Raw genomic sequence first — 25,613 nt, forward strand, 5'->3', positions numbered from 1 at the left:
GTTCCCTCTACGCGACGGAACAGGCTGGAAAGCGATCAACGACGTGGCAGGAATTGCAGCGGATCTACAGGTTTACCTTGTCGGCGAATCTCAAAATGCAGCTTCACCCGGTCTGTACCCGTTGACCCCATTTCGGCAATTGTCTGTCCGACCTTGACCTGCTGCCCCTCCCGAACCAACAGCCTGCGGTTATGTCCGTAGGCACTGACGTAGGTATCGCTGTGTTTGATGATGACTAATTCGCCGTAGCCCCTTAAGCCACTCCCGGCGTATACAACCGTCCCATCAGACGCAGCTAAAACAGGCTGTCCCAAATCCCCAGCGATATCAATTCCTTTATTCAAACTGCCGTTTGAAGAGAATTTTCCAATGAGAATGCCATTAGATGGCCATCCCCAGCCGGTCGGGGTCGGACCGGCGGGAGGGGTCGGAGCAGGGGTCGGCTTGCTGGCGACGGACGGTACAACCGCTGCTGTGCTCGTGGTTGCGCCATTCGCCTGGCGCCGGATAACCGTGGTTTTCAGCGACGAAGAAGGCGTTGAACCGGTACGACCGTCAAAGCGAATCGTCTGACCCGGATAGATCGTATAAGGCGTAGGAATGTTGTTGCGAGCCGCGAGGGCTTTGTAGTCCCAGCCATAGCGAAAGGCAATGGAGAACAAGGTGTCTTTAGGTCGGACGACGTATTGACCCGTGGTCACTGCCGGACGGTTGCGATCGACCACGCGTACATCACTCGACTTGTTGCTGGAGCAACCTACCAGCAAGGTGCTCAAGACGAGGCCAGTCACTAGGCGCTGAAAGCTCGTTTTACCCATTCGCTGCGCAATGACTGTGAGACTCACCCGCCGCTCCCTTTGTGGTGGCTGAAAATATGGATTGCCGTGTTCCGGCATGAAATGTCGCAAGTATAACGGGCCGTGCAGGCTTTACCTTTAATGAAGCGAAATGGCTTCGCGCACACGTTTGCTGCCTGACGATGAATCCCGTTTAACTGATCGATGCCGCTGTAAGACAGGAGCAATCGAAGAGAATTCAGCGCCCTGAAACAAATGCTCAGGCAAGTGGCCCATTGAGTAACGGGACGAAGCGTACAGCCCCCAGAACACGCCTGGAAAAGCCCTGTTCTTCCCGGATGATCAGCATCAATTGTTGAACCTCACCCGATCCGACCGGGATCACCAGCCGTCCTCCCGGCGCCAATTGATCAAGCAGCGCCTGAGGCACATCGGTCGCCACCGCCGTCACGATAATACCGTTGTAAGGCGCCAGCGCCGGCCAGCCTTCCCAACCATCACCCCAGCGGAACACCACGTTGCGCAGGTTCAGTTCTACCAGGCGTTCCTTGGCCCGGTCCTGCAGAACCTTGATGCGCTCGACAGAAAATACCCGTTCGACCAGTTGCGACAATACCGCCGTCTGATAGCCCGAGCCGGTGCCGATTTCCATCACCTTGTCGAGAGGACCGGCCTCCAGCAGCAGCTCGCTCATGCGAGCCACCATATAAGGTTGTGAGATGGTCTGGTTATTGCCGATCGGCAGCGCCGTGTCTTCGTAGGCACGATGAGCCAGCGCTTCGTCGACGAACAGGTGACGCGGTGTACGGCGAATGACTTCCAGCACCTTGGCGTTGGAAATCCCCTCTTCATACAGGCGCTGAATAAGGCGCTCACGGGTCCGTTGTGAGGTCATCCCGATGCCACGGCGCAGAATATCGTCTTGTTCACGAGCCATTAGTTCAGCCCCTCCAGCCAGCCATCGAGACGTCTGAAGGCATCATTAAAAGTGCGATCCAGTTGCAGTGGCGTGATTGAAACATAGCCTTGCATCACCGCATGAAAATCGGTGCCCGGGCCGCCGTCTTCGGCATCGCCCGCTGCCGCAATCCAGTAACCGGATTTACCGCGCGGATCGACCACTTTCATCGGCGCAGCAGCACGTGAGCGATGTCCGAGACGGGTCAGTTGAATACCGCGGATGTGGTCCAGCGGCAAATTGGGAATGTTCACGTTCAGTACCGTACGCGGCGGCAGTTCAAGGTCCGCGTGAGCCTCTACCAGTTTGCGCGCAAAGTACGCGGCTGTGGGAAGGTTCTCCACTTGCCGTGAGACCAACGAAAAAGCAAACGAAGGACGCGTCAGGAAACGGCCCTCAAGGGCCGCCGCCACGGTGCCGGAATACAACACGTCGTCACCCAGGTTGGCGCCCAGGTTGATGCCTGAAACCACCATGTCCGGTTCGCGCTCCAGCAAGCCATTGAGGCCCAGATGCACGCAATCGGTCGGTGTGCCATTGAGGCTGATAAAGCCGTTGGCCAGGGTTTGCGGGTGTAACGGACGGTCGAGCGTCAGCGAGCTGCTGGCGCCGCTTTTGTCTTGGTCCGGGGCGATAACCACGCATTCGGTGTAATCCGCCAGCGCAGCATAAAGCGCGGCGAGACCGGGCGCGGTTACCCCATCGTCGTTAGAAATCAGAATACGCATAGGCTGTCCGTCTGCCCCACCGGCACCAGATCAACGAGCTCGCGCACCAATACGGTGGCGAAGCATCCGGCCGGGAGGACGAATTCCAGTTGCAGAATGTCAGGCTCGGGATAATGCCACGTCAACCCACCAATGGGCAGCCGCAGGATGCGACGTTCGTGGCTCATACCGGCGTTAATCAACCAATCACGCAAGTCCGCTTCGCGAGTGGCAATTGCCTGCTCCAGCTCATGGACAGCGCCAGTGGCCGGCGAGTCACCTTCGCCCCACTGCGGACCGGTCGGGTGCAAATCGAGAATCGCCAGACGCGGGTCGCTGCACTCGGCTTCACCTGCCGGAAAGAAGCTGCGACTGTCGGTGAAGGCCAGCAAATCGCCGACCTGAGCACGCTGCCAACTGCCATCGGCGACGCGGGCCGCCAACACCTGATTAAACAGAAAACTACGCGCCGTAGAGAGCAGACGCGAACGCACGTTACGCTGCTCCGGCAAGGCTTTGCGAGCAGCCCATGCACGGGCATCGACCACGTTACCGCCGTCAAACCCAAAACGCTGGGCACCGAAATAATTGGGAATACCTTGCTTGGCGATCAGTTGCAAACGTTCGTCAATCGCCGCGTTGTCGCCAGCGAATTGCGTCAGCCGCAACGTGAAACCGTTGGCCGAGTGAGCACCGCGCTGCAGCTTGCGTTTGTGTCGGCCGGTCTTGAGGATCTTCAGCGTATCGTTTTCCGCCGCCGACAGATCAGGATCAGCCTTGCCCGGCAGTTGCACGCTGAACCACTGGCGAGTCAGTGCCTGACGATCCTTGAGGCCCGCGTAACTGACTGTGCGCAACGACACGCCTGCCGCCTTTGCGATCCGCCGTGCTGCTTCTTCAGTATTCAGGCCGCGCTTTTCGACCCAGATCCACAAGTGTTCGCCATCGCCACTGAGGGGGATATTGAGGACTTCATCGACCTGAAAGTCTTCCGCCGTGGCTTTAAGTACTGCAGTGCCAAGGGCTTGGCCATAGGCCCGCGGGCCGAGCAATTGCAGTTCATTCATGCGCGCAGCAACAAGGCAATGGCGTGCACGGCAATGCCTTCTTCGCGACCGACAAAGCCGAGCTTTTCGGTGGTGGTAGCTTTCACGTTCACTTGATCCAACTCAACTTGAAGATCCGCGGCAATCAGCGCGCGCATCGATTCGATATGCGGGGCCATTTTCGGCGCCTGGGCGACGATGGTGTTATCGACGTTGCCGACTTTCCAGCCCTTGGCATGGATCAGTGCGACGACATGACGCAACAGCAATCGGCTGTCGGCGTTCTTGAATGTCGGGTCGGTGTCCGGGAAGTGCTTGCCGATATCACCCAGCGCAGCGGCGCCGAGCAAGGCATCGCTCAAGGCGTGCAGCAGGACGTCACCGTCGGAGTGAGCGAGCAGCCCGAAGCCGTGTGCAATGCGCACACCGCCCAAAGTAATGAAATCGCCGTCAGCGAAACGGTGCACATCATAGCCGTGGCCAATACGCATAAAAAAACGCCCCGATTTTTGTCAGGGCGTGATTCTACCTGCATTAGGCGCCTAGGGCGCGTGCGTGATGCTGCAAGTGGTCATCAATGAAGCTGGCGATGAAGAAATAGCTGTGGTCGTAACCAGGTTGCAGGCGCAACGTCAGCGGATGACCGGCCAGTTTGGCGGCCTGTTGCAGGGCTTCAGGCTTAAGCTGGGTAGCGAGGAAATCGTCGCGATCACCTTGATCGACCAGCAACGGCAACTTCTCGTTCGCTTCGGCAATCAGGACGCAGGCATCCCACTCGCGCCATTTCGATCGGTCTTCCCCCAAGTAGCGGGAAAAAGCTTTCTGCCCCCAAGGGCAGTCCATCGGATTGTTGATCGGTGAGAACGCCGACACCGACTGATAGCGTCCCGGGTTACGCAACGCGCAGACCAGCGCGCCGTGGCCGCCCATGGAATGACCGCTGACGCCGCGCTTGTCCGAGGCCGGGAAATGGGCTTCGACCAATGCGGGCAATTCCTGCACAACATAGTCATGCATCCGATAATGCCGGGACCAGGGTTCCTGCATGGCATTCAGATAGAACCCGGCGCCGAGACCGAAGTCCCAGGCGCCATCCGGATCACCCGGCACATCAGGACCGCGAGGACTGGTGTCCGGGGCAACGATGATCAACCCCAGTTCGGCAGCCATGCGCATGGCGCCGGCCTTTTGCATGAAGTTTTCGTCGGTGCAGGTCAGGCCGGACAACCAGTACAGCACCGGCAATTTGCCGCCCTGCTCCGCTTGCGGCGGCAGGTACACGGCAAACACCATGTCGCAGCCGAGCACATCGGAGCGATGCCGATAGCGTTTGTGCCAGCCGCCGAAGCTTTTCTGGCAGGAGATATTTTCCAGGCTCATGACCAACCTCAGAAATGGATGACGGAACGGATGCTTTTGCCTTCATGCATCAGGTCAAACGCCTTGTTGATATCTTCCAGGCCCATGGTGTGGGTGATGAAGGTATCCAGCGGAATCTCGCCGGTTTCGGCCATTTCCACGTAGCTTGGCAACTCGGTACGACCACGCACGCCGCCGAACGCCGAACCGCGCCAGACGCGACCGGTCACCAACTGGAATGGACGCGTGGTGATTTCCTGGCCAGCACCGGCGACGCCGATGATTACCGACTCGCCCCATCCCTTGTGGCAGCACTCAAGTGCAGCACGCATCAATTGGACATTACCGATGCATTCGAAGGAAAAGTCGACGCCGCCATCGGTCATGTCGACGATGACCTCCTGAATCGGACGATCAAAATCTTTCGGGTTCACACAATCGGTTGCCCCCAACTGCTTGGCGATCTCGAATTTGGCCGGGTTGATGTCGATGGCAATAATCCGCGCCGCCTTGGCTTTCGCCGCGCCGATCACGGCCGACAGACCGATGCCGCCCAGGCCGAAGATGGCAACGGTGTCACCCGGTTTTACCTTGGCGGTATTCAGTACCGCACCGATACCGGTGGTGACACCGCAGCCCAGCAAGCAGACTTTTTCCAGCGGTGCTTCTTTAGGGATCTTGGCGACGGAAATTTCCGGCAGCACGGTGTATTCGGAGAAGGTCGACGTACCCATGTAATGGAAAATCGGCTGGCCCTTGTAGGAAAAGCGCGAAGTGCCATCCGGCATCAGGCCTTTGCCTTGGGTGGCGCGAATGGCCTGGCAAAGGTTGGTTTTACCAGACAGGCAGAATTTGCACTGACGGCATTCCGGGGTGTACAGCGGGATCACATGATCGCCGACGGCGACCGAGGTCACGCCTTCGCCGATGGCTTCAACCACAGCGCCGCCTTCGTGACCGAGAATCGAGGGGAAGATGCCTTCCGGGTCCGCACCCGACAGCGTGTAGGCATCGGTATGACAAACACCGGAGGCAACCACTCGCAGCAAAACTTCACCGGCCTTCGGCATGGCGACATCAACTTCAACGATCTCGAGGGGTTTCTTGGCCTCGAAGGCAACGGCAGCGCGCGACTTGATCATGGGAATTCTCCAGTGAATAAAAACGAGACAAGGAGTGTAATACATCGCCCGACGGTGAATAATCCGGACAAAAGCAAAACATTATTGCCATACAGGGATAATCCTTGATGTCCGACAACCGCTGGGAAGGTATCGACGAGTTCGTCGCCGTGGCCGAGTGCAGCCAGTTCACGGCTGCCGCGGAACGCCTCGGGGTTTCTTCCTCACACATCAGTCGACAAATCGTACGCCTCGAAGAGCGCCTGCAAACCCGCCTGCTTTACCGCAGCACCCGCCGGGTCACCCTGACCGAGGCAGGGCAAACCTTTCTGCAGCATTGTCAACGTTTACAGGATGGTCGCGAAGAAGCCTTGCGCGCGGTCGGCGACCTGACCAGCGAGCCCAAAGGCATGCTGCGCATGACCTGCGCCGTGGCCTATGGCGAACGCTTCATCGTGCCGCTGGTCACGCGGTTTATGGGCCTTTATCCGCAACTTCGAATCGACATTGAACTGAGCAACCGCCAACTCGACCTGGTGCATGAAGGCCGGGACCTGGCCATCCGCCTCGGCCGTCTGCAAGACTCACGATTGGTGGCGACACGCCTGGCGCCGAGACGCATGTACCTGTGTGCTTCACCGTCCTACCTGGAACGGTACGGTCGGCCGCACAGCTTGTCTGAGTTGAGCCGCCACAACTGCCTAATCGGCAGTTCGGACCTCTGGCAACTGGAACAGAACGGGCGGGAATTTTCGCAGCGGGTACAGGGAAACTGGCGCTGCAACAGTGGGCAAGCAGTGCTGGATGCCGCGTTACAGGGCGTGGGTTTGTGTCAGCTGCCGGACTACTACGTGCTGGAGCATCTGAAAAATGGCGAATTGATTTCACTGCTGGAAGCCCACCAACCCCCGAACACTGCCGTATGGGCCCTTTATCCACAACAACGGCATCTGTCACCCAAGGTGCGCAAGTTGGTGGATTACTTGAAGGAAGGGTTGGCGCAGCGGCCGGAGTACATCGCTTAGCGACGGTTAGCCCAACGCTGGCGCAACCATTCGAGGTCTTCCGGGCGAGTGACCTTGAGGTTGTCAGATCGACCTTCAATCAGCCGCGGCGCCAGGCCTGCCCACTCCATCGCCGAAGCGTCGTCAGTGATGACCGCGTCGGCCACCAGACTGTCCGCCAGCGCCCGATGCAATGCACCAAGGCGAAACATCTGCGGGGTATAGGCTTGCCAGATTACGCTGCGATCGACGGTTTCGACCACACGACCGTGCTTGTCGACCCGCTTGAGGGTATCGCGCGAGGGAACCGCCAGCAGTCCGCCAACCGGGTCATCTGCGAGCTCACTCAGCAGCGTGTCCAGATCATCACGACTCAGATTTGGCCGCGCGGCATCGTGAACCAGTACCCAATCCTCATCATCAGCGCCTTGTGCATGCAAATGCAGCAACGCATTGAGCACCGACCCGGAACGCTCGGAACCGCCTTCAACCCGCTGAATACGAGAATCGGCGGCGCAGGCCAGGTTCGGCCAATAAGGATCATCAATCGCAAGACTGACCACCAACCCCTTCAGGGCAGGATGATCAAGGAAACAGCCGAGGCTGTGTTCGAGAATAGTGCGCCCGCCCAATGGCAGGTATTGCTTGGGACGATCCGCGGCCATACGGGCACCGACGCCCGCGGCAGGAATTACGGCCCAGAAGGCTGGTAACGACTGGATCATTGAGCTAATTGGTAAAGGGTTTCACCGTCCTTGACCATGCCCAACTCATGACGAGCTCGCTCTTCAACGGTCTCCATGCCCTTTTTCAATTCACTGACTTCAGCGTCCATCACCCGATTGCGCTCAAGCAACCCCTCGTTTTCCGCGTGTTGATCTGCGATCTGCTGAGTCAGTTCGGCGACTTGCGCCAGACTGCCATCACCCACCCAAAGGCGGTATTGCAGGCCAGCCAGCAGCAGGAGCAAAACGAGGAACAACCAATTGGGACTGCGCATCGAATATCAGGTATCCAGTGAAAAAAGACAGCCATGCCAAAACTTTGAAGCGTCTGATAGCACGAAGCCTGGAAGACCCAGGCTTGTGCTTATAAGGCATCAGATTAGTGGCAAATCCATCGCTGTAGCGATTTTTCCGACACAATCCGGTGTCTTTTTACCCGTTAACGATTAACCGCGGAATTCGCTGCGACCGTTGTACTTGGCTTTGCCATTCAACTGCTCTTCGATACGCAGCAGTTGGTTGTACTTGGAAACGCGGTCGGAACGGCACAGGGAGCCGGTCTTGATCTGGCCAGCCGCGGTGCCCACGGCCAGGTCGGCAATGGTCGAATCTTCGGTTTCGCCGGAGCGGTGCGAGATCACGGCGGTGTAACCAGCGGCCTTGGCCATCTGGATCGCTTCCAGGGTTTCGGTCAGGGTGCCGATCTGGTTGAACTTGATCAGGATCGAGTTGGCGATCTTTTTATCGATGCCTTCTTTCAGGATCTTGGTGTTGGTCACGAACAGGTCGTCGCCCACCAGCTGAGTTTTCTCGCCGATCTTGTCGGTGAGGATTTTCCAGCCAGCCCAGTCGGACTCGTCCAGACCGTCTTCGATCGAGATGATCGGGTAACGTTCGGTCAGGCCTTTGAGGTAGTCAGCGAAACCTTCAGCAGTGAACACCTGTCCTTCGCCGGACAGGTTGTATTTACCGTCTTCGTAGAATTCGCTGGCAGCGCAGTCCAGCGCCAGGGTCACGTCGGTGCCCAGCTTGTAACCGGCATTGGCCACGGCTTCGGAGATCACTTTCAAAGCGTCTTCGTTGGAGGCCAGGTTCGGTGCGAAACCACCTTCGTCACCCACCGCAGTGCTCAGGCCACGGGCCTTCAGAACAGCTTTGAGGTGATGGAAAATCTCGGTGCCCATGCGCAGACCTTCCGAGAAAGACTTGGCGCCTACCGGCTGAACCATGAACTCCTGGATGTCGACGTTGTTATCGGCATGTTCGCCACCGTTGATGATGTTCATCATCGGAACCGGCATCGAGTAAACACCCGGGGTGCCGTTCAGGTTGGCAATGTGAGCGTACAGCGGCAGGTCCTGGTCCTGTGCTGCTGCCTTGGCCGCGGCCAGGGAAACGGCAAGGATCGCGTTGGCGCCCAGGGAACCTTTGTTTTCAGTACCGTCGAGCTTGATCATCGCGTGATCAAGGGTTTTCTGGTCGCCCGGGTCTTTACCCAACAGCAGGTCGCGAATCGGACCATTGATGTTGCCTACGGCTTTGAGTACGCCCTTACCCAGGTAACGGCTCTTGTCGCCATCACGCAGCTCGATTGCTTCACGCGAGCCAGTGGATGCACCGGACGGCGCGCAAGCGCTACCGATGATACCGTTATCGAGAAGCACGTCCGCTTCGACAGTAGGATTGCCACGGGAGTCGAGAACTTCACGACCTTTGATGTCGACGATTTTTGCCATTGTTGTAAACACTCCAAAGTTGACGAAAACGACGCAGCTAGAGGAAATCTTTTACCGTCGGCAAGTGGTTCGCAGCGGGCAGACTTGCGGACGATAAGGCTCAGGCCCGGGGGCCTGAACATTAAATCGTGCGGTACTTTACCGGAGAAAAGAGGTTTACGCGGTTTCTACCGTCGGAAAACTCTTAACCAGTTCGTCCAAAGCTTTGAGCTGGGCCAGGAATGGCTCCAGTTTGTCCAGACGCAAGGCACAAGGGCCGTCGCATTTGGCGTTGTCCGGGTCCGGGTGAGCCTCAAGGAACAGGCCGGCCAAAGACTGGCTCATACCGGCTTTCGCCAGGTCGGTGACCTGGGCGCGGCGACCGCCGGCGGAGTCGGAGCGACCGCCGGGCATTTGCAGCGCGTGGGTCACGTCGAAGAACACCGGGTACTCGAACTGCTTCATGATGCCAAAGCCAAGCATGTCGACAACCAGGTTGTTGTAGCCGAAACTCGAACCGCGTTCGCAAAGGATCAACTGATCGTTGCCCGCTTCCACGCACTTGCTCAGGATGTGTTTCATTTCCTGAGGTGCGAGGAACTGAGCTTTCTTGATGTTGATCACCGCACCGGTCTTGGCCATCGCGACCACCAGGTCGGTCTGGCGCGACAAGAAGGCCGGTAGCTGGATGATATCGCAGACTTCAGCGACGACCGCGGCCTGATCAGGCTCGTGGACGTCGGTGATGATCGGTACGCCGAACGCTTGCTTGATGTCCTGGAAAATCCGCATGCCCTCTTCCAGGCCGAGGCCACGGTAAGAGGTCACGGAGGAACGGTTGGCCTTGTCGAAGCTGGCTTTGAACACGTAAGGGATACCGAGTTTCTCGGTGACCTTGACGTACTCTTCGCAGACCTGCATCGCCATGTCGCGGCTTTCCAACACGTTCATGCCACCGAAAAGCACCATTGGCTTGTCGTTGGCAATCTCGATATCGCCTACGCGAATGATCTTCTGAGCCATCGGATTTACGCCTTCTTCTGGTGTTGAACCAAAGCTGCTTTAACGAAACCGCTGAACAACGGGTGACCGTCGCGTGGTGTCGAGGTGAACTCAGGGTGGAACTGGCAAGCGACGAACCATGGATGATCCGGAGCTTCAATCACTTCTACCAGGGCACCATCACCGGAACGACCGGTGATTTTCAGACCGGCTTCCATGATTTGCGGCAGCAGGTTGTTGTTCACTTCGTAGCGGTGACGGTGACGCTCGACGATCACGTCCTTGGCGTAGCAATCGTGCACCAGCGAACCTGGTTCCAGCAGACAATCCTGAGCGCCAAGGCGCATGGTGCCGCCCAGATCGGACGTTTCGGTACGGATTTCGACAGCGCCGGTGGCATCTTCCCACTCGGTGATCAGACCCACGACCGGATGACCGCTGGCACGATCGAACTCGGTGGAGTTGGCGTCTTTCCAGCCCAGCACGTTACGAGCGAACTCAATGACAGCCACTTGCATGCCCAGGCAGATGCCCAAGTACGGAACCTTGTTTTCGCGAGCGTATTGAACGGCAGTGATCTTGCCTTCCACGCCACGCAAACCGAAGCCGCCAGGTACCAGAATCGCGTCGACACCTTCCAGCAGCGCAGTGCCCTGGTTTTCGATGTCTTCGGAGTCGATGTAGCGCAGGTTGACCTTGGTGCGGTTGCTGATGCCGGCGTGACTCATCGCTTCGATCAGCGACTTGTAGGCGTCCAGCAGTTCCATGTACTTGCCGACCATCGCGATGGTGACTTCATGCTCAGGATTGAGCTTGGCGTCGACCACGGCTTCCCACTCGGACAGATCGGCGCCGCCACATTGCAGGCCGAAACGCTCGACAACGAAATCATCCAGGCCCTGGGAGTGCAGAATGCCCGGGATCTTGTAGATGGTATCGGCGTCTTCCAGCGCGATCACCGCACGTTCTTCAACGTTGGTGAACTGAGCGATCTTGCGACGCGAGGAGATGTCGATCGGGTGATCGGAACGGCAGACCAGCACGTCAGGCTGCAGGCCGATGGAACGCAGCTCCTTGACCGAGTGCTGCGTAGGCTTGGTTTTGGTTTCGCCGGCAGTGGCGATGTACGGCACTAGCGTCAGGTGCATCAGCATCGCGCGCTTGGCGCCGACTTCGAAACGCAATTGACGGATGGCTTCGAGGAAAGGCTGGGATTCGATGTCACCGACGGTGCCACCGATCTCGACCATGGCCACGTCAGCATCGCCGGCGCCCTTGATGATCCGGCGCTTGATTTCGTCGGTGATGTGCGGGATCACCTGAATGGTGGCGCCCAGGTAATCACCACGGCGCTCTTTGCGCAGGACGTGTTCGTAGACACGACCGGTGGTGAAGTTGTTGTTCTGAGTCATGGTCGTGCGGATGAACCGCTCGTAGTGGCCCAGGTCCAGGTCGGTCTCGGCGCCGTCGTGGGTGACGAACACTTCACCGTGCTGGAACGGGCTCATGGTGCCCGGGTCAACGTTGATGTACGGGTCCAGCTTCAGCATGGTGACCTTAAGTCCCCGCGCCTCCAGGATGGCCGCCAATGAAGCCGATGCGATGCCTTTCCCCAATGAAGAAACAACACCGCCCGTGACGAATATGTAGCGCGTCATGAAAAACCCTAGAAGTCTGCGTTAAAGCGGTCCGAGCCGCCGGGGAAAGCGAAGGAAGGCCGAAGCCCCCGATCACCTGCATTAATCACAGTGCACCTTTCAAAAAAACCGCCGCGTTGGGACAGACCGGAAGGTGAAACACCGGTACGTTGCTCGCTACACATTTTTTGGAATCGCCCAGCAAAGACTGCTTGGTAATCGGCAACTCCTGCAATTCAGGCGAATCCACAGAAGCTGTATCAAGAAGGGAGCGTAGTCTACCGGAAAGCCCCTTTCAGCTCAAACCTTGATCTTCGTGCGGCGGCTGCCAATGCAAACTCCAACAATCCTTTGCAATGCCGTCCAAGCCCCGCAGGTTGGCCACCGCCAACAATTGCTCGTCTCGATAGAGCAGCGGCAATCTGCCACGGACAAAACCCGGCACGCCGCTTTCATTGAGCAATCGCTTCAGATCGCGATGGCCGCGACCGGGCAGATTCATCACCTCACCTCCCTCACGATAGCGGATATGCAGCAGGCCATCGGGGATTTGACCGGTGAGGGTGAGCACGCCGTTGTCCGGCAACACCAGCGATAGCGAGGGGTCGGGCCAGTTTCCGACGACGGGCGACGTGCGCAACCAACTGCCGGACAACCACCAGATACGTCCACCCGCCCGTTGCAGTTCGCCATCCGCCAGCCGCCAGATCGGGCAGGCATCGGCGGTGGCATCACGCAAACTTTCCCAACCCGACCAATGGTCACTGTCCGGCAGGCGTGTCAGCGGTTCGAGCCAATGACTTAAGGCATTACGCTGACGAGCAGCGGACAGCGTTTCCAATGCCCCCAGTTCCAGGGACGGCAATCCCAGCCAATCAAAATCATTGCCCGTGTTGGCGCCGGCCAGGTCGATTTGCGCAAGCTCATCGAGCAAACCCTGCGCCTCACTCAGATGTGCAGCGCTGCGGGCCATGGTTGCCAGCGCTTGCGGCCAGCGCTTGGTCAATACCGGGACAACCTGATGTCGCAGGTAATTTCGCGAGAATTGCCGATCCTGGTTCGAAGGGTCTTCGATCCAGCTCAGCCGATGCTCAGCCGCATAGGCTTCAAGTTCGGCCCGCGTGACATCGAGCAATGGCCGCAGCAGCTGCCCTTTACCGAGTGTGCGCTGGCGTGGCATCCCCGACAATCCCCTCACCCCTGCCCCACGCAACAGCCGGAATAACACCGTTTCCGCCTGATCATCACGGTGCTGGGCGGTCATCAACACTTCATTGGCCTGAGTCGCCTCGATGAACGCGGCGTATCGCGCATCCCGGGCTGCACGCTCAATACTGGCGCCCGGTTGAACCTGCACGCCAACAACCTGCAGCGGCACACCCAGCGCATCACAGACCGACTGACAATGATCCGGCCACGCATCAGCCACAGCCTGAAGTCCGTGATGAACATGGATGGCGCTTAGCGCCGGAAGGGATTCGGTTTTTGCGAGGTGTGCGAGAAGGTGCAGCAGGACGGAGGAGTCGAGGCCACCGGAGAAGGCGATGCGCCAGGTTGTGGCGTTGCGCCAGGGGGCTAGATTCAGTAGAAGCCTGGAATGCAGATCAATCCTGGATGAGCTCATAGTCTTCACTTCGCCCAAATCAAATGTGGGAGCGAGCTTGCTCGCTCCCACATGGGCATAACGAGGTCAGATCAGAGACCGTAGCTCATCAGACGCTCGTAACGACGAGCCAACAGCGCTTCGTCATCGAACTTCTTCAACATCGCCAACTGCGAGCTCAGCTCGGCACGGATCGATGCGGCCGCAGCGGCCGGATTACGGTGCGCGCCGCCCAAAGGCTCGCCGATCACTTTATCCACAATGCCCAAGCCTTTCAGGCGCTCGGCAGTGATGCCCATGGCTTCAGCGGCGTCCGGCGCTTTCTCGGCGGTCTTCCACAGAATCGAGGCGCAACCTTCCGGCGAAATCACCGCGTAAGTCGAGTACTGCAGCATGTTCAGTTGATCGCAAACGCCGATCGCCAGAGCACCACCGGAACCACCTTCACCGATCACGGTGGCGATGATTGGGGTTTTCAGGCGCGCCATGACGCGCAGATTCCAGGCAATCGCTTCGCTCTGGTTGCGCTCTTCAGCGTCGATACCAGGGTAAGCCCCAGGGGTGTCGATGAACGTCAGGATCGGCATTTTGAAACGTTCGGCCATTTCCATCAGGCGGCAAGCCTTGCGGTAGCCTTCCGGACGCGGCATGCCAAAGTTGCGACGAACTTTTTCGCGCACTTCACGGCCTTTCTGGTGACCGATGATCATCACCGGCTGGTCGTCCAGACGGGCAATGCCGCCGACGATCGCAGCGTCGTCGGAGAAGTGACGGTCGCCGTGCAGTTCATCGAACTCGGTGAAGATGTGTTCGATGTAGTCCAGGGTATATGGACGTCTCGGGTGGCGCGCCAGACGCGCGATCTGCCAGCTGGTCAGCTTGCCAAAGATGTCCTCGGTCAGCGTGCTGCTTTTGTCCTGGAGGCGGGAGATCTCATCGCCGATATTCAGCGAATTGTCATTACCGACCAAGCGCAACTCTTCGATCTTGGCTTGCAGGTCGGCGATCGGCTGTTCGAAATCTAGAAAATTCGGGTTCATAGGCGTCCGTCTTGGGTCGACATCCAAAAGAGCTTGGGCCGGCCGGTTGTCTATTCGCGCCCTACCTTAAGGGAGAGGCGCGTTCAGGTCGAGATTAAAAATTGGGTCGAGATCAGAGCGGCTCCCTTTTGGAAGAGCGGCACCTGACCGTCAACGGTATTGGAGGAAGACGTTGTCTCGCCCGAACTGGTCACGCAAGGCTTGAATCAAGGCATCCGCCGGGTCGATCCGCCAAGTCTCGCCGAACTGCAGCAAGGCCTTCGCATCGGGGCTGGTGTACTCCATGGTAATCGGGCACGCGCCACGGTGACGCTTGAACAACTCACCGAGCCAGCGTAGCTGATCGCCTTTCAAATCCTGGGTCTGGAGCTTCAAGCGCAGGCTTTCAGCCAGGTTGGTGCGCGCATCTTCCATGCTCATCACCCGCTTGACCCGCAGCCGCAAGCCACCGGAGAAATCATCGTTGCTCACTTCGCCTTCAACCACCACCATCGCGTCGGTCTGCAACAACGATTGTGCCGAATGGAATGCTTCGGCGAACAGCGACGCTTCGATCCGCCCCGAGCGGTCGTCGAGGGTGATGAAACCCATCTTGTCGCCCTTTTTGTTTTTCATGACTCGCAAGGCGATGATCATCCCCGCGACGGTCTGGGTATCACGGGCCGGTTTCAGGTCGATGATGCGCTGGCGAGCGAAACGGCGGATCTCACCTTCGTATTCGTCGATCGGATGACCGGTCAGGTACAGGCCCAGGGTATCTTTCTCCCCTTTCAGGCGTTCCTTGAGGGTGAGCTCCTTGGCTTTGCGGTGATTGGCATAGACATCGGCGTCTTCTTCTACGAACAGACCGCCAAAGAGGTCGACATGACCGCTGTCGTGGGTACGCGCGGTTTGTTCGGCCGCCTTGATCGCCCCTTCCATGGCGTTCAACAACACCGCTCGGTTGCGGTCGATATTGGCCTGATAGGCTTTCTGCTCGTCATGAAAGTAAGGCCCCAGACGATCCAGTGCACCGCTGCGGATCAAACCGTCCAGGGTGCGCTTGTTGATACGCTTGAGATCGACACGGGCGCAGAAATCGAACAGATCCTTGAACGGACCTTCCTGACGCGCCTCAGTGATGGCTTCCACCGGGCCTTCGCCCACACCTTTGATCGCACCGAGGCCGTAAATAATTCGGCCTTCGTCATTCACCGTAAACTTGAACTCCGAAGTATTCACATCCGGCGCGTCGAGACGCAGCTTCATGGTGCGAATTTCTTCGATCAAGGTCACGACCTTGTCGGTGTTGTGCATATCCGCGGACAGTACTGCGGCCATGAATGGCGCCGGGTAGTGCGTTTTCAGCCAAGCGGTCTGGTAGGACACCAGGCCATAAGCGGCGGAGTGGGATTTATTGAAGCCGTAACCGGCGAACTTTTCTACCAGGTCGAAAATGTTACCCGCCAGGTCGGCGTCGATATTGTTGGACTTGCAACCGTCAATGAAACCGCCGCGCTGCTTGGCCATTTCTTCGGGTTTTTTCTTACCCATGGCTCGACGCAGCATGTCCGCGCCGCCGAGGGTGTAACCGGCCATGACCTGGGCAATCTGCATCACCTGTTCCTGATACAGGATGATGCCGTAAGTCGGTGCCAGAACCGGTTTGAGGCCTTCGTACTGGTAGTCCGCGTGCGGGTACGCGAGTTCGGCACGACCGTGCTTACGGTTGATAAAGTCGTCCACCATGCCCGATTGCAACGGGCCTGGACGGAACAGAGCCACCAATGCGATCAAGTCTTCCAGGCAGTCGGGCTTGAGCTTTTTGATCAGCTCTTTCATGCCGCGCGACTCAAGCTGGAACACCGCGGTGGTTTCAGCTTTTTGCAGCAACTGGTAAGTCGGCTTGTCATCCAGCGGGATGAACGCGATATCCAGCGGCGGCTCATCGACCTTGGCGCGATCACGGTTAATGGTTTTCAGCGCCCAGTCGATGACCGTCAGCGTTCGCAGACCGAGGAAGTCGAACTTCACCAGGCCAGCGGCTTCAACGTCATCCTTGTCGAACTGGGTGACCAGACCATCACCGGCTTCATCGCAATAAATCGGCGAGAAGTCAGTCAGCTTGGTCGGGGCAATAACAACACCACCGGCGTGCTTACCGACGTTACGCACAACGCCTTCAAGCTTGCGGGCCATTTCCCAGATTTCGGCGGCTTCTTCATCGACCTTGATGAAGTCGCGCAGGATCTCTTCCTGCTCGTAGGCCTTTTCCAGGGTCATGCCGACTTCAAACGGAATCATCTTCGACAGACGATCCGCCAAACCGTAGGATTTGCCCTGCACCCGCGCCACGTCGCGGACCACCGCCTTGGCGGCCATGGAGCCGAAGGTGATGATCTGGCTTACCGCGTTGCGGCCGTATTTCTCGGCCACGTAATCGATCACGCGGTCACGACCGTCCATGCAGAAATCGACGTCGAAGTCGGGCATGGATACCCGTTCCGGGTTAAGGAAACGTTCGAACAGCAGGTCATATTCCAGCGGGTCAAGGTCGGTGATCTTCTGCACGTAGGCCACCAGCGAGCCGGCACCCGACCCCCGGCCCGGCCCCACCGGCACGCCGTTGCTCTTGGCCCACTGGATAAAGTCCATAACGATCAGGAAGTAACCGGGGAAACCCATCTGGATGATGATATCCAGCTCGAAGTTCAGTCGATCGACGTAGACCTGACGCTTGGTTTCGTAGTCTTCGGTAGTGTCCTTGGGCAGCAGAACGCTGAGGCGATCATCCAGACCATCGAAGGAAACCTTGCGGAAATACTCGTCGATGGTCATGCCATCGGGGATCGGGAAGTTGGGCAGGAAGTGAGTGCCCAGCTTCACTTCGATGTTGCAGCGTTTGGCAATCTCGACGGTATTTTCCAGCGCTTCGGGAATGTCGCTGAACAACTCGGCCATTTCCTCGGCGCTTTTGAGGTATTGCTGATCGCTGTAATTCTTCGAACGCCGCGGATCGTCGAGGGCGCGGCCCTCACCGATACAAACGCGGGTTTCGTGGGCGGCGAAGTCTTCCTGCTTGATGAAGCGCACGTCGTTGGTCGCGACCAGTGGTGCACCGATTTTCTCGGCCAGCGCCACCGCGCCGTGCAATTGCTCTTCGTCGTTGGGGCGGCTGGTGCGCTGGATTTCCAGGTAGAAGCGATCCGGGAACACGGCCATCCATTCGCGCGCCAGGTTTTGCGCTTCGGCCGGATTGCCACTGAGCATCGCCAGACCGATCTCGCCTTCTTTCGCCGCCGACAGCATGATCAGCCCTTCGCTGGCTTCGGCCACCCACTCACGTTCGATGATGACCGAGCCATTGCGCTGGCCGTCGATGAAGCCGCGGGAGATCAGTTCGGTGAGGTTGCGATAACCCACGGCGTTCATCGCCAGTAGACTGATCCGGCTCAGAGCGTTATCCGGATCCTTGTTCGACAACCACAGGTCGGCGCCACAGATCGGCTTGATCCCGGTGCCCATGGCGGCTTTATAGAATTTGACCAGCGAACACATGTTGTTCTGGTCAGTGACCGCTACGGCAGGCATGTTCATGCCGACTAGGGTCTTGACCAGCGGTTTGATCCGCACCAGACCATCGACCAGGGAATACTCAGTGTGCAGGCGTAGATGAACGAATGAAGCCGGCATAGTGATCCTGTCTAGAAACTTGAAGACAACAAGGCCCGGATTGTACCGGGCCTTGGCAAAAACATCAGCCTTGCGACTAACTCTCGATCAGGTTTTCCCGCGCCTCGTAAGCCCGGCGTACCGGGGCGAACGAGCGGCGGTGAATCGGTGTTGGCCCCAAGCGGGCCAGCGCCTCCAGATGAACGGGCGTCGGGTAGCCTTTGTGGCCACCGATGCCGTACCCCGGGTAAATCAATTCGAACGCTGCCATCTCGCGGTCGCGGCTGACCTTGGCCAGAATCGACGCGGCGGCGATGGCCGGCACCTTACCGTCACCCTGCACCACCGCTTCGGCACGCATCGACAGCGTCGGGCAACGATTACCATCGATCATCGCCAGTTTCGGCGTGATGTGTAGACCTTCGACGGCGCGCTGCATGGCCAACAGGGTGGCGTGAAGGATGTTTAGCTCGTCGATTTCTTCGACTTCGGCGCGAGCAATGCACCAGCTCAGGGCTTTTTCGCAGATCTCGTCGTAGAGTTTTTCGCGGCGTGCTTCAGTGAGTTTCTTCGAATCATTCAGGCCCAGAATCGGCCGGTTTGGATCGAGGATCACCGCGGCTGTTACCACCGCACCACAAAGCGGGCCGCGACCGACCTCATCAACGCCGGCGACCAGATCTTCAACCTCGGCGACCAAGGTGAAGTCCAGTCCCATCTGAATGCTTGCTTTACTCATTGTGTTTTGCCGATCAGGTTCAGTACCGCGTCCGCCGCCTGATTGGAGGCGTCCAGGCGCAAGGTACGGTGGATTTCATCGAAGCCGCGGGTCTGTTCTTCTCCGCCTTCGATCAGTGGCGACAGCGTCTGGGCCAAGGCCTCAACCGTCGCATCGTCCTGCAGCAACTCGGGCACCAACAGGCGCTGGGCCAGCAGGTTCGGCAAAGAAATGTAGGGACTTTTCACCATGCGCTTGAGAATCCAGAACGTCAGCGGCGCCAAGCGATATGCAACCACCATCGGCCGCTTGTACAACAACGCTTCCAGGGTCGCTGTTCCGGAGGCAATCAGTACTGCGTCGCAAGCGGCAAGGGCCAGATGGGATTTACCATCGAGCAATGTCAGCGGCAGATCTCGGCCCGCCAGCAGCTCTTCAAGTTGCTGGCGGCGCTCGGGGCCAGCACAAGGCATGACGAACCGCACACCAGGGCGCAGGGCTCGCAACCGCTGGGCCGTATCAAGGAACAACGCACCGAGACGGCCAACTTCGCCACCGCGACTGCCAGGCATCAGTGCGACCAACGGCCCGTCGGGCAAGCCGAGCTCAGCCCGCGCGGCCGCGCGATCGGCTTCAAGCGGAATCGCATCGGCCAGTGAGTGCCCGACAAACCGCACCGGTACGCCCTTCTCTTCATAGAATTTCGCTTCGAACGGGAACAGCGTCAGCATCAGATCGCAGCCTTCGCGAATCTTCAGCACCCGTTTCTGCCGCCACGCCCAAACCGACGGGCTGACGTAGTGCACGGTTTTGATCCCGGCCTGACGCAACTTGAGTTCGATATTGAGGTTGAAGTCAGGAGCATCGATACCGATGAACGCGTCTGGCTTCTCGGCGATCAGCTCGGCAACCAGCTTCTTGCGCCGTGCCAGCAATTCGCGCAAGCGGCCCAGCACTTCCACCAGGCCCATGACCGAAAGACGCTCCATCGGGAAATACGAGGTCAGGCCTTCGGCCTGCATCAGCGGACCGCCGACACCGATGAACTCGACTGCCGGATGCTGAGCTTTGAGTGCGCGCATGAGACCCGCGCCAAGAATGTCGCCGGAAGCCTCACCCGCCACCAGCGCAATACGCAGATTAGCCATGATTAACGAGTGATGCCGCGGGTCGAAGACTGGATGGAATCACGGAACACCGCGACTTCCGGGAACTGTGCCGAGGGCTCGGCCAGCTGGGTGAGTGCCTGCTCGACCGTCAGGCCCTGGCGATAAACCACCTTGTAGGCACGGCGCAGCGCGTGGATCGCATCTTCGCTGAAACCGCGACGACGCATGCCTTCGAAGTTCATGCTGCGAGCTTCGGCCGGATTGCCGAACACCGTAACGTACGCCGGGACGTCCTTGCCGATAGCCGTGCCCATACCGGAAAAGCTGTGGGCGCCGATATGGCAATACTGATGAACCAGGGTAAAACCGGACAGGATTGCCCAGTCCTCAACGTGCACATGGCCCGCCAATGCGGTGTTGTTGACCAGGATGCAGTGGTTGCCGATGACACTGTCATGGCCGATGTGGACATAGGCCATGATCAGATTGTGATCGCCCAGGGTTGTTTCAGAACGGTCCTGAACGGTCCCACGGTGAATCGTCACGCCTTCACGGATGACGTTGTGGTCACCAATGACCAGACGGGTTTCTTCGCCCTTGTATTTCAGATCGGGCGTGTCCTCGCCTATCGAAGAAAACTGGTAGATACGGTTGTGCGTTCCGATTCGGGTCGGGCCTTTGAGAATCACATGCGGCCCGATCACTGTCCCCTCGCCGATTTCCACACCTGCACCGATGATCGACCAAGGGCCGACCTCGACGCCGTCGGCCAGGATAGCCGTCGGATCGATGATTGCGCGAGGGTCAATCAAACTCATAGTTTGCGTTCCGCGCAGATGATTTCAGCAGAGCAGACGGGCTTACCATCGACCGAAGCCTGGCACTCGAACTTCCAGATCTGACGCTTGCAGCTGATAAAGCGCGCTTCGAGGATCAATTGATCGCCTGGAGTGACGGGCTGGCGAAATCGCAGCTTGTCGGAGCCGACGAAGTAGTAGAGCGTGCCGTCGGCAGGCTTGACGTCGAGCATTTTGAAACCAAGGATCCCGGCAGCCTGAGCCATTGCTTCGATGATCAATACGCCCGGCATGATTGGATGCGCGGGGAAGTGGCCATTGAAGAAAGGTTCGTTGATGCTGACATTCTTGTAGGCGCGAATGCGCTTGCCTTCCACATCCAGATCCACGACCCGGTCCACCAACAGGAACGGGTAACGGTGAGGCAGGTATTCGCGAATCTCGTTGATGTCCATCATTTCGGGGGGAAGCCTATGTAAAGATTGGGAGGCGCGACTGACGCGCACCCCTCTAGCAAATCAAGGAGGCAGTCTAGTGGCTGTGCACACTTGATATGGAAATGGTATCAGCCATCTGATGAAGCATTACCGTCAGGGGTCACTTCCCCTACACGCTTTTCCAGCTGTCGCAGACGCCGAGCAATGTCATCGAGCTGACGGATACGGGCCGCGCTTTTGCGCCATTCGGCTGCTGGTTGCATCGCCGTACCGGAAGAATAGGAACCCTTTTCGGTAATCGAGTGGGTCACCATGGTCATCCCGGTGATAAAAACGTTGTCGCAAATTTCGATATGCCCCACCAGCCCTACGCCACCGGCGAGCATGCAATGCTTGCCGATTTTGGTGCTGCCGGAGATCCCCACGCACGCGGCCATGGCGGTGTGATCACCGATCTGGACGTTGTGGGCGATCTGAATCTGGTTGTCGAGTTTCACTCCGTTACCCAGAACGGTATCGGCCAGTGCCCCGCGATCGATAGCGGTATTCACCCCAATCTCCACGTCGTCACCGACCAGCACACCACCGATCTGAGCGATCTTCTGCCAGACACCTTTCTCGTTGGCAAAACCGAAACCTTCGCCACCGAGTACGGCACCCGATTGAATCACCACCCGTTTACCGATGCGAACGTCGTGGTACAACGTGACTCGCGGGGCCAGCCAGCCACCCTCGCCAATCTCGCAGCGGGCACCAATGAAACAGTGCGCGCCAACGGTCACACCCTTAGCAATACGTGCGCCGCTTTCGATCACCGCAAAAGCACCAATGCTCGCCGCTGGATCGACCACTGCATCCGCGGCCACAACGGCTGTCGGATGAACACCGACAGCGGCCTTTGGCTTGGGGTCGAACAGATGGGAAATCCGCGCGTAGGCCAGATACGGATCAGGCACGACCAGCGCATTACCTGCAAAACCTTCAGCGTCAGCGGCCTTCAGCAACAGGGCTGCGGCCCGGCTGTCAGCCAGGAATTTACGGTATTGTGGGTTTGCGAGAAAGCTCAACTGAGCTGGGCCAGCCTCTTGCAAAGTGGCTAGCCCAGTAATTTCTTTCTCTGGGTCGCCACGCAGGGTGGCGCCCAGGAACTCGGCCAACTGGCCGAGTTTTATGGTCGCTGTCATGGATTACTTCAGCTGATTCATGCGCTCGATAACCTGGCGAGTGATGTCGTACTGAGGTTTGACATCTATCACTGCGCCACGCTCGAAGACCAGGTCAAAAGTACCTTTCTTGATAACTTCTTCCACAGCTCGGTCCAGTTTCGGCTTGAGCTGCTTCAGCATTTCACGGTCGGCAACGGCTTTGGCTTCGTTCAGTTCCTTGGACTGGAACTGGAAGTCACGGGCCTTTTGCTTGAACTCGAGTTCCAGCCGCTCACGCTCGCCTTGCTGCATCTTGTCGCCACCAGCCATCAGACGGTCCTGGATGCCTTTGGCACTGCTTTCCAGGGTCTTGAGTTTGCTCAGCTGTGGGCCGAACTTTTTCTCGGCATCAACGGCGTACTTCTTGGCCGAGTCGGATTCCAGCAGAGCCATCTGATAGTTCAGAACGGCGATTTTCATGTCGGCAAAAGCCGGACCTGCTACCAGTACGGTCGCCAGGAGAACCAATTGAGTCAACTTACGCACGATGCACTCCTACAAAATCCATTGTCGTTATCTTGGGTCAGACGCTTAGAACGTCTGGCCGAGGGAGAATTGGAACACTTGAGTCTCAGCGTTATCCGGTTTCTTGACCGGCATTGCCAACGCGAAGCTCAGCGGACCCAGTGCGGTAACCCAGGTCACGCCGACACCGACAGAGCTGGCCATGTTGCTCAAGCTGATGTCGTTGCACTCTGTTTGAGCGGTAGAACCGACATTTGCGTTCGTCGTTTTTTCGCACTTGGAGTCGAATACGTTACCCACATCCCAGAATACCGAAGTACGCAACGAACGCTGATCCTTGACGAATGGCAGCGGGAACAACACCTCGACACCACCCTGGATCAGAACGTTACCACCAAACGGCAGCGGGTCCTGGTCCGGGTCAGCGAGCGTACCGGAGTTGCCCGTCACAGCCGCACCGCGGCTCGGGGTACTGCGAGGACCGAGGGTACTGTCCTTGAAGCCACGCACCGAGTTGAAACCACCAGCATAGTAGTTTTCATAGAACGGCAAGCCATCGGTAGAACCATAACCATCGCCATAGCCCAGTTCGGTGTGCAGGCGCATGGTGTAGTTTTCCGACAATGGCTGGAACAACTGGCCACGGTAGTCAAGCTTGAAGAACGACAGATCACTGCCAGGCGTGGTGGTTTCCAGTGTCAGGCTTTGGGAATGACCACGGGTCGCCAATACGCCTTTGTTCAGCGTGGACTCGGACCAGCCGGCCGAGGCCTTGAAGTTCAGGTAGTTGTCGCCTTCCTTGTTAACGAAGTCGAAGATCTCGTCAACGGTGTACTGACCGGTCTTGATCGTATCTTGTTGCGCGGTCAGGCCGAAGGTCAGACGCGAAGTCTCGCTGATCGGATAACCGACACTCACGCCTGCACCCAGGCTGTCTACAGCATAGCTGGCTACATCGACGTCGAGATCTTTGTAGTCAGTGGTGCGATAGAACGCGTTGTAACCCAGGCTCACGCCATCAGCAGTCCAGTACGGGTCGACATAACCGAAGTTATAACGGCTCTGGTATTCACTGCGAGTCAAGCCGATGCTGACTTTGTTACCCGTACCCAGGAAGTTGTTCTGGGTGATCGAACCACCGAGGATCAGACCGGCGCTCTGGGCAAAACCAACGCTGGCGGTAATCGAACCGGAAGCCTGTTCTTCAACGCTGTAGTTCACGTCTACCTGGTCGTCGACGCCCGGCACCGCCGGTGTTTCGACGTTGACTTCCTTGAAGAAGCCCAGACGCTCAAGACGAGTCTTGGATTGGTCAATCAGGTAAGTCGAAGCCCAGCCGCCTTCCATCTGACGCATTTCACGGCGTAGCACTTCGTCTTCGGACTTGGTGTTACCACGGAAGTTGATGCGGTTCACGTAAGCACGCTTGCCCGGATCGACGGCGAACGTGATGTCGACGGTATGGTCTTCATCGTGAGGCTGAGGCACGCCATTGACGTTGGCGAAGGTGTAACCCTCGTTACCCAGCCGGCGGTTGATCAGTTCGGACGTGGCGGTCATCAACTTGCGCGAGAACACCTGGCCTTTCTGGACCAGCAACAGAGACTTGATTTGGTCTTCAGGAACTTTCAGGTCGCCGCTCAGCTTGACGTCACGAACGGTGTATTTCTCGCCTTCATTGACGTTGACGGTGATATAGACGTGCTTCTTGTCTGGAGTGATGGACACCTGTGTCGAAGCGATATCCATGTTGATATAGCCACGGTCCAGGTAGTAGGAGCGCAGACGCTCCAGGTCACCGGAAAGTTTTTCACGGGCATACTTATCATCGTTCTTGAAGAACGAGAGCCAGTTGGTGGTCTTGAGTTCAAACAGGTCGATCAGGTCGTCATCAGGAAAGACGGTGTTACCCACCACGTTGATGTGCTGGATAGCCGCAACGGTGCCTTCGTTGATATTGACCTTCAACGCAACGCGGTTACGCGGCTGCGTCACCACTTCAGTGTCGACGGTAGCCGAGTAGCGACCCTGAGCGACGTATTGGCGCTGCAACTCGTTACGCACACCTTCAAGGGTGGCGCGCTGAAAGATCTCGCCTTCGGCCAGACCGGATTGTTTGAGGCCTTTCATCAGGTCTTCAGTGGAGATCGCCTTGTTACCCTCGATCTCGATGCTGGCGACCGACGGGCGTTCGACTACCGTGATGATCAGGACGTTGCCATCGCGGCCCAGTTGGATATCTTGAAAGAAACCGGTTTTGAACAACGCACGAGTGGATTCCACCAGGCGACGATCATCCGCCTGTTCGCCGACGTTCAACGGCAAAGCACCAAAGACGCTACCCGCGGAGACCCGCTGGAGGCCATTGACGCGAATATCAGAGATAGTGAAGGACTCGGCGTGAACTTCGGCGATCATCAATACGGTGAGAACCGCAGTTAGCAGCAGACGTTTCATGAAGTCCTTTCTTATTCCAACTGGCAATAAACAAACTGCCGCAAAATGCGGCAGATTCGC

The 25,613-nt window shown here is 58.0% G+C and carries 23 protein-coding genes; 1 reads left to right on the plus strand and 22 read right to left on the minus strand.

The window, feature by feature from the left end; genetic code table 11:
• Positions 1-35: 35 nt before the first annotated feature.
• The 7 genes from ACXPVS_RS05375 to ACXPVS_RS05405 form a co-directional block, all read right to left on the minus strand.
• Positions 36-845 (minus strand): peptidoglycan DD-metalloendopeptidase family protein, encoded by an 810-nt coding sequence (locus ACXPVS_RS05375; protein ID WP_458508996.1) that lies wholly within the window; start codon positions 843-845, stop codon positions 36-38.
• A gap of 211 nt (positions 846-1,056) precedes the next feature.
• A complete protein-coding gene (locus ACXPVS_RS05380; protein WP_173860469.1) occupies positions 1,057-1,692 on the minus strand; it encodes a protein-L-isoaspartate(D-aspartate) O-methyltransferase in 636 nt (211 codons plus the stop codon).
• Between the two features lie 41 nt (positions 1,693-1,733).
• Complete coding sequence (surE, locus tag ACXPVS_RS05385; protein ID WP_458508997.1) at positions 1,734-2,483, minus strand: 5'/3'-nucleotidase SurE; 750 nt, start codon at positions 2,481-2,483, stop codon at positions 1,734-1,736.
• Positions 2,471-3,529, minus strand: coding sequence for a tRNA pseudouridine(13) synthase TruD (truD, locus tag ACXPVS_RS05390; RefSeq protein ID WP_458508998.1), 1,059 nt, complete (start codon positions 3,527-3,529; stop codon positions 2,471-2,473). The genes surE and truD overlap by 13 nt, the downstream gene beginning before the upstream one ends.
• The gene (gene ispF / locus ACXPVS_RS05395) at positions 3,526-3,999 is read right to left on the minus strand and encodes a 2-C-methyl-D-erythritol 2,4-cyclodiphosphate synthase (RefSeq protein WP_458508999.1); all 474 of its coding nucleotides are present in this window, start codon (positions 3,997-3,999) and stop codon (positions 3,526-3,528) included. The genes truD and ispF overlap by 4 nt, the downstream gene beginning before the upstream one ends.
• 43 nt (positions 4,000-4,042) lie before the next feature.
• A complete protein-coding gene (gene fghA, locus ACXPVS_RS05400) occupies positions 4,043-4,888 on the minus strand; it encodes an S-formylglutathione hydrolase (RefSeq protein WP_458509000.1) in 846 nt (281 codons plus the stop codon).
• Positions 4,889-4,896: 8 nt separating this feature from the next.
• On the minus strand, positions 4,897-6,009 hold the full coding sequence (locus tag ACXPVS_RS05405) for an S-(hydroxymethyl)glutathione dehydrogenase/class III alcohol dehydrogenase (protein ID WP_458509001.1): 1,113 nt from the start codon (positions 6,007-6,009) through the stop codon (positions 4,897-4,899).
• Positions 6,010-6,116: 107 nt separating this feature from the next.
• Here ACXPVS_RS05405 and ACXPVS_RS05410 point away from each other — a divergent pair, with 107 nt between their 5' ends.
• Positions 6,117-7,013, plus strand: coding sequence for a LysR substrate-binding domain-containing protein (locus ACXPVS_RS05410; protein ID WP_458509002.1), 897 nt, complete (start codon positions 6,117-6,119; stop codon positions 7,011-7,013).
• Here the strand turns inward: ACXPVS_RS05410 and ispD are convergent.
• The 15 genes from ispD to bamA all read right to left on the minus strand — a co-directional run bounded on the left by ispD (position 7,010) and on the right by bamA (position 25,553).
• Complete coding sequence (gene ispD / locus ACXPVS_RS05415; protein WP_458509003.1) at positions 7,010-7,717, minus strand: 2-C-methyl-D-erythritol 4-phosphate cytidylyltransferase; 708 nt, start codon at positions 7,715-7,717, stop codon at positions 7,010-7,012. The genes ACXPVS_RS05410 and ispD overlap by 4 nt on opposite strands.
• Positions 7,714-7,992, minus strand: a complete 279-nt coding sequence (ftsB, locus tag ACXPVS_RS05420) for a cell division protein FtsB (RefSeq protein WP_149419688.1) — start codon at positions 7,990-7,992, stop codon at positions 7,714-7,716. Before ftsB ends, ispD begins: the two co-directional genes overlap by 4 nt.
• Positions 7,993-8,163: 171 nt before the next feature.
• On the minus strand, positions 8,164-9,453 hold the full coding sequence (gene eno, locus ACXPVS_RS05425; RefSeq protein WP_458509004.1) for a phosphopyruvate hydratase: 1,290 nt from the start codon (positions 9,451-9,453) through the stop codon (positions 8,164-8,166).
• 156 nt (positions 9,454-9,609) lie between these two features.
• Positions 9,610-10,455 carry a 3-deoxy-8-phosphooctulonate synthase gene (gene kdsA / locus ACXPVS_RS05430; protein WP_458509005.1) on the minus strand — a complete coding sequence of 282 codons (846 nt, stop codon included), beginning with the start codon at positions 10,453-10,455 and terminating at the stop codon, positions 9,610-9,612.
• Positions 10,456-10,460: 5 nt separating this feature from the next.
• The gene (locus tag ACXPVS_RS05435; RefSeq protein ID WP_458509006.1) at positions 10,461-12,092 is read right to left on the minus strand and encodes a CTP synthase; all 1,632 of its coding nucleotides are present in this window, start codon (positions 12,090-12,092) and stop codon (positions 10,461-10,463) included.
• Between the two features lie 274 nt (positions 12,093-12,366).
• Positions 12,367-13,695, minus strand: coding sequence for a tRNA lysidine(34) synthetase TilS (gene tilS, locus ACXPVS_RS05440; protein WP_458509007.1), 1,329 nt, complete (start codon positions 13,693-13,695; stop codon positions 12,367-12,369).
• Positions 13,696-13,766: 71 nt separating this feature from the next.
• A complete protein-coding gene (locus tag ACXPVS_RS05445) occupies positions 13,767-14,714 on the minus strand; it encodes an acetyl-CoA carboxylase carboxyltransferase subunit alpha (RefSeq protein ID WP_458509008.1) in 948 nt (315 codons plus the stop codon).
• 150 nt (positions 14,715-14,864) lie between these two features.
• Positions 14,865-18,386: a DNA polymerase III subunit alpha gene (gene dnaE, locus ACXPVS_RS05450; RefSeq protein ID WP_458509009.1), complete on the minus strand. Its 3,522-nt coding sequence runs from the start codon at positions 18,384-18,386 to the stop codon at positions 14,865-14,867.
• A gap of 76 nt (positions 18,387-18,462) precedes the next feature.
• Positions 18,463-19,089, minus strand: coding sequence for a ribonuclease HII (gene rnhB / locus ACXPVS_RS05455; RefSeq protein WP_458509297.1), 627 nt, complete (start codon positions 19,087-19,089; stop codon positions 18,463-18,465).
• An 11-nt stretch (positions 19,090-19,100) separates the two neighbouring features.
• A complete protein-coding gene (lpxB, locus tag ACXPVS_RS05460) occupies positions 19,101-20,231 on the minus strand; it encodes a lipid-A-disaccharide synthase (protein ID WP_458509010.1) in 1,131 nt (376 codons plus the stop codon).
• A gap of 2 nt (positions 20,232-20,233) precedes the next feature.
• Positions 20,234-21,010: an acyl-ACP--UDP-N-acetylglucosamine O-acyltransferase gene (gene lpxA, locus ACXPVS_RS05465; RefSeq protein ID WP_458509011.1), complete on the minus strand. Its 777-nt coding sequence runs from the start codon at positions 21,008-21,010 to the stop codon at positions 20,234-20,236.
• On the minus strand, positions 21,007-21,447 hold the full coding sequence (gene fabZ / locus ACXPVS_RS05470; RefSeq protein WP_008154051.1) for a 3-hydroxyacyl-ACP dehydratase FabZ: 441 nt from the start codon (positions 21,445-21,447) through the stop codon (positions 21,007-21,009). The genes lpxA and fabZ overlap by 4 nt, the downstream gene beginning before the upstream one ends.
• Before the next feature lie 107 nt (positions 21,448-21,554).
• Entirely contained in the window at positions 21,555-22,610 is a 1,056-nt protein-coding gene (gene lpxD, locus ACXPVS_RS05475) for a UDP-3-O-(3-hydroxymyristoyl)glucosamine N-acyltransferase (protein ID WP_458509012.1), read from the minus strand.
• Between the two features lie 3 nt (positions 22,611-22,613).
• Complete coding sequence (locus ACXPVS_RS05480) at positions 22,614-23,117, minus strand: OmpH family outer membrane protein (protein ID WP_458509013.1); 504 nt, start codon at positions 23,115-23,117, stop codon at positions 22,614-22,616.
• 45 nt (positions 23,118-23,162) lie between these two features.
• Complete coding sequence (gene bamA / locus ACXPVS_RS05485; protein WP_458509014.1) at positions 23,163-25,553, minus strand: outer membrane protein assembly factor BamA; 2,391 nt, start codon at positions 25,551-25,553, stop codon at positions 23,163-23,165.
• Positions 25,554-25,613: the final 60 nt, after the last annotated feature.

This window comes from Pseudomonas sp. Ma2-10 (genome assembly GCF_054330215.1).

Coding starts and splice junctions, on each gene's coding strand:
- lpxB (WP_458509010.1), bottom strand. CDS start 20,231: ATGGCTAATCTGCGTATTGCGCTGGTGGCGGGTGAGGCTTCCGGCGAC.
- ACXPVS_RS05405 (WP_458509001.1), bottom strand. CDS start 6,009: ATGATCAAGTCGCGCGCTGCCGTTGCCTTCGAGGCCAAGAAACCCCTC.
- ACXPVS_RS05380 (WP_173860469.1), bottom strand. CDS start 1,692: ATGACCTCACAACGGACCCGTGAGCGCCTTATTCAGCGCCTGTATGAA.
- tilS (WP_458509007.1), bottom strand. CDS start 13,695: ATGAGCTCATCCAGGATTGATCTGCATTCCAGGCTTCTACTGAATCTA.
- fghA (WP_458509000.1), bottom strand. CDS start 4,888: ATGAGCCTGGAAAATATCTCCTGCCAGAAAAGCTTCGGCGGCTGGCAC.
- lpxA (WP_458509011.1), bottom strand. CDS start 21,010: ATGAGTTTGATTGACCCTCGCGCAATCATCGATCCGACGGCTATCCTG.
- ACXPVS_RS05410 (WP_458509002.1), top strand. CDS start 6,117: ATGTCCGACAACCGCTGGGAAGGTATCGACGAGTTCGTCGCCGTGGCC.
- eno (WP_458509004.1), bottom strand. CDS start 9,453: ATGGCAAAAATCGTCGACATCAAAGGTCGTGAAGTTCTCGACTCCCGT.
- dnaE (WP_458509009.1), bottom strand. CDS start 18,386: ATGCCGGCTTCATTCGTTCATCTACGCCTGCACACTGAGTATTCCCTG.
- ftsB (WP_149419688.1), bottom strand. CDS start 7,992: ATGCGCAGTCCCAATTGGTTGTTCCTCGTTTTGCTCCTGCTGCTGGCT.
- ispD (WP_458509003.1), bottom strand. CDS start 7,717: ATGATCCAGTCGTTACCAGCCTTCTGGGCCGTAATTCCTGCCGCGGGC.
- kdsA (WP_458509005.1), bottom strand. CDS start 10,455: ATGGCTCAGAAGATCATTCGCGTAGGCGATATCGAGATTGCCAACGAC.
- fabZ (WP_008154051.1), bottom strand. CDS start 21,447: ATGATGGACATCAACGAGATTCGCGAATACCTGCCTCACCGTTACCCG.
- surE (WP_458508997.1), bottom strand. CDS start 2,483: ATGCGTATTCTGATTTCTAACGACGATGGGGTAACCGCGCCCGGTCTC.
- ACXPVS_RS05435 (WP_458509006.1), bottom strand. CDS start 12,092: ATGACGCGCTACATATTCGTCACGGGCGGTGTTGTTTCTTCATTGGGG.
- ACXPVS_RS05445 (WP_458509008.1), bottom strand. CDS start 14,714: ATGAACCCGAATTTTCTAGATTTCGAACAGCCGATCGCCGACCTGCAA.
- ispF (WP_458508999.1), bottom strand. CDS start 3,999: ATGCGTATTGGCCACGGCTATGATGTGCACCGTTTCGCTGACGGCGAT.
- truD (WP_458508998.1), bottom strand. CDS start 3,529: ATGAATGAACTGCAATTGCTCGGCCCGCGGGCCTATGGCCAAGCCCTT.
- lpxD (WP_458509012.1), bottom strand. CDS start 22,610: ATGACAGCGACCATAAAACTCGGCCAGTTGGCCGAGTTCCTGGGCGCC.
- bamA (WP_458509014.1), bottom strand. CDS start 25,553: ATGAAACGTCTGCTGCTAACTGCGGTTCTCACCGTATTGATGATCGCC.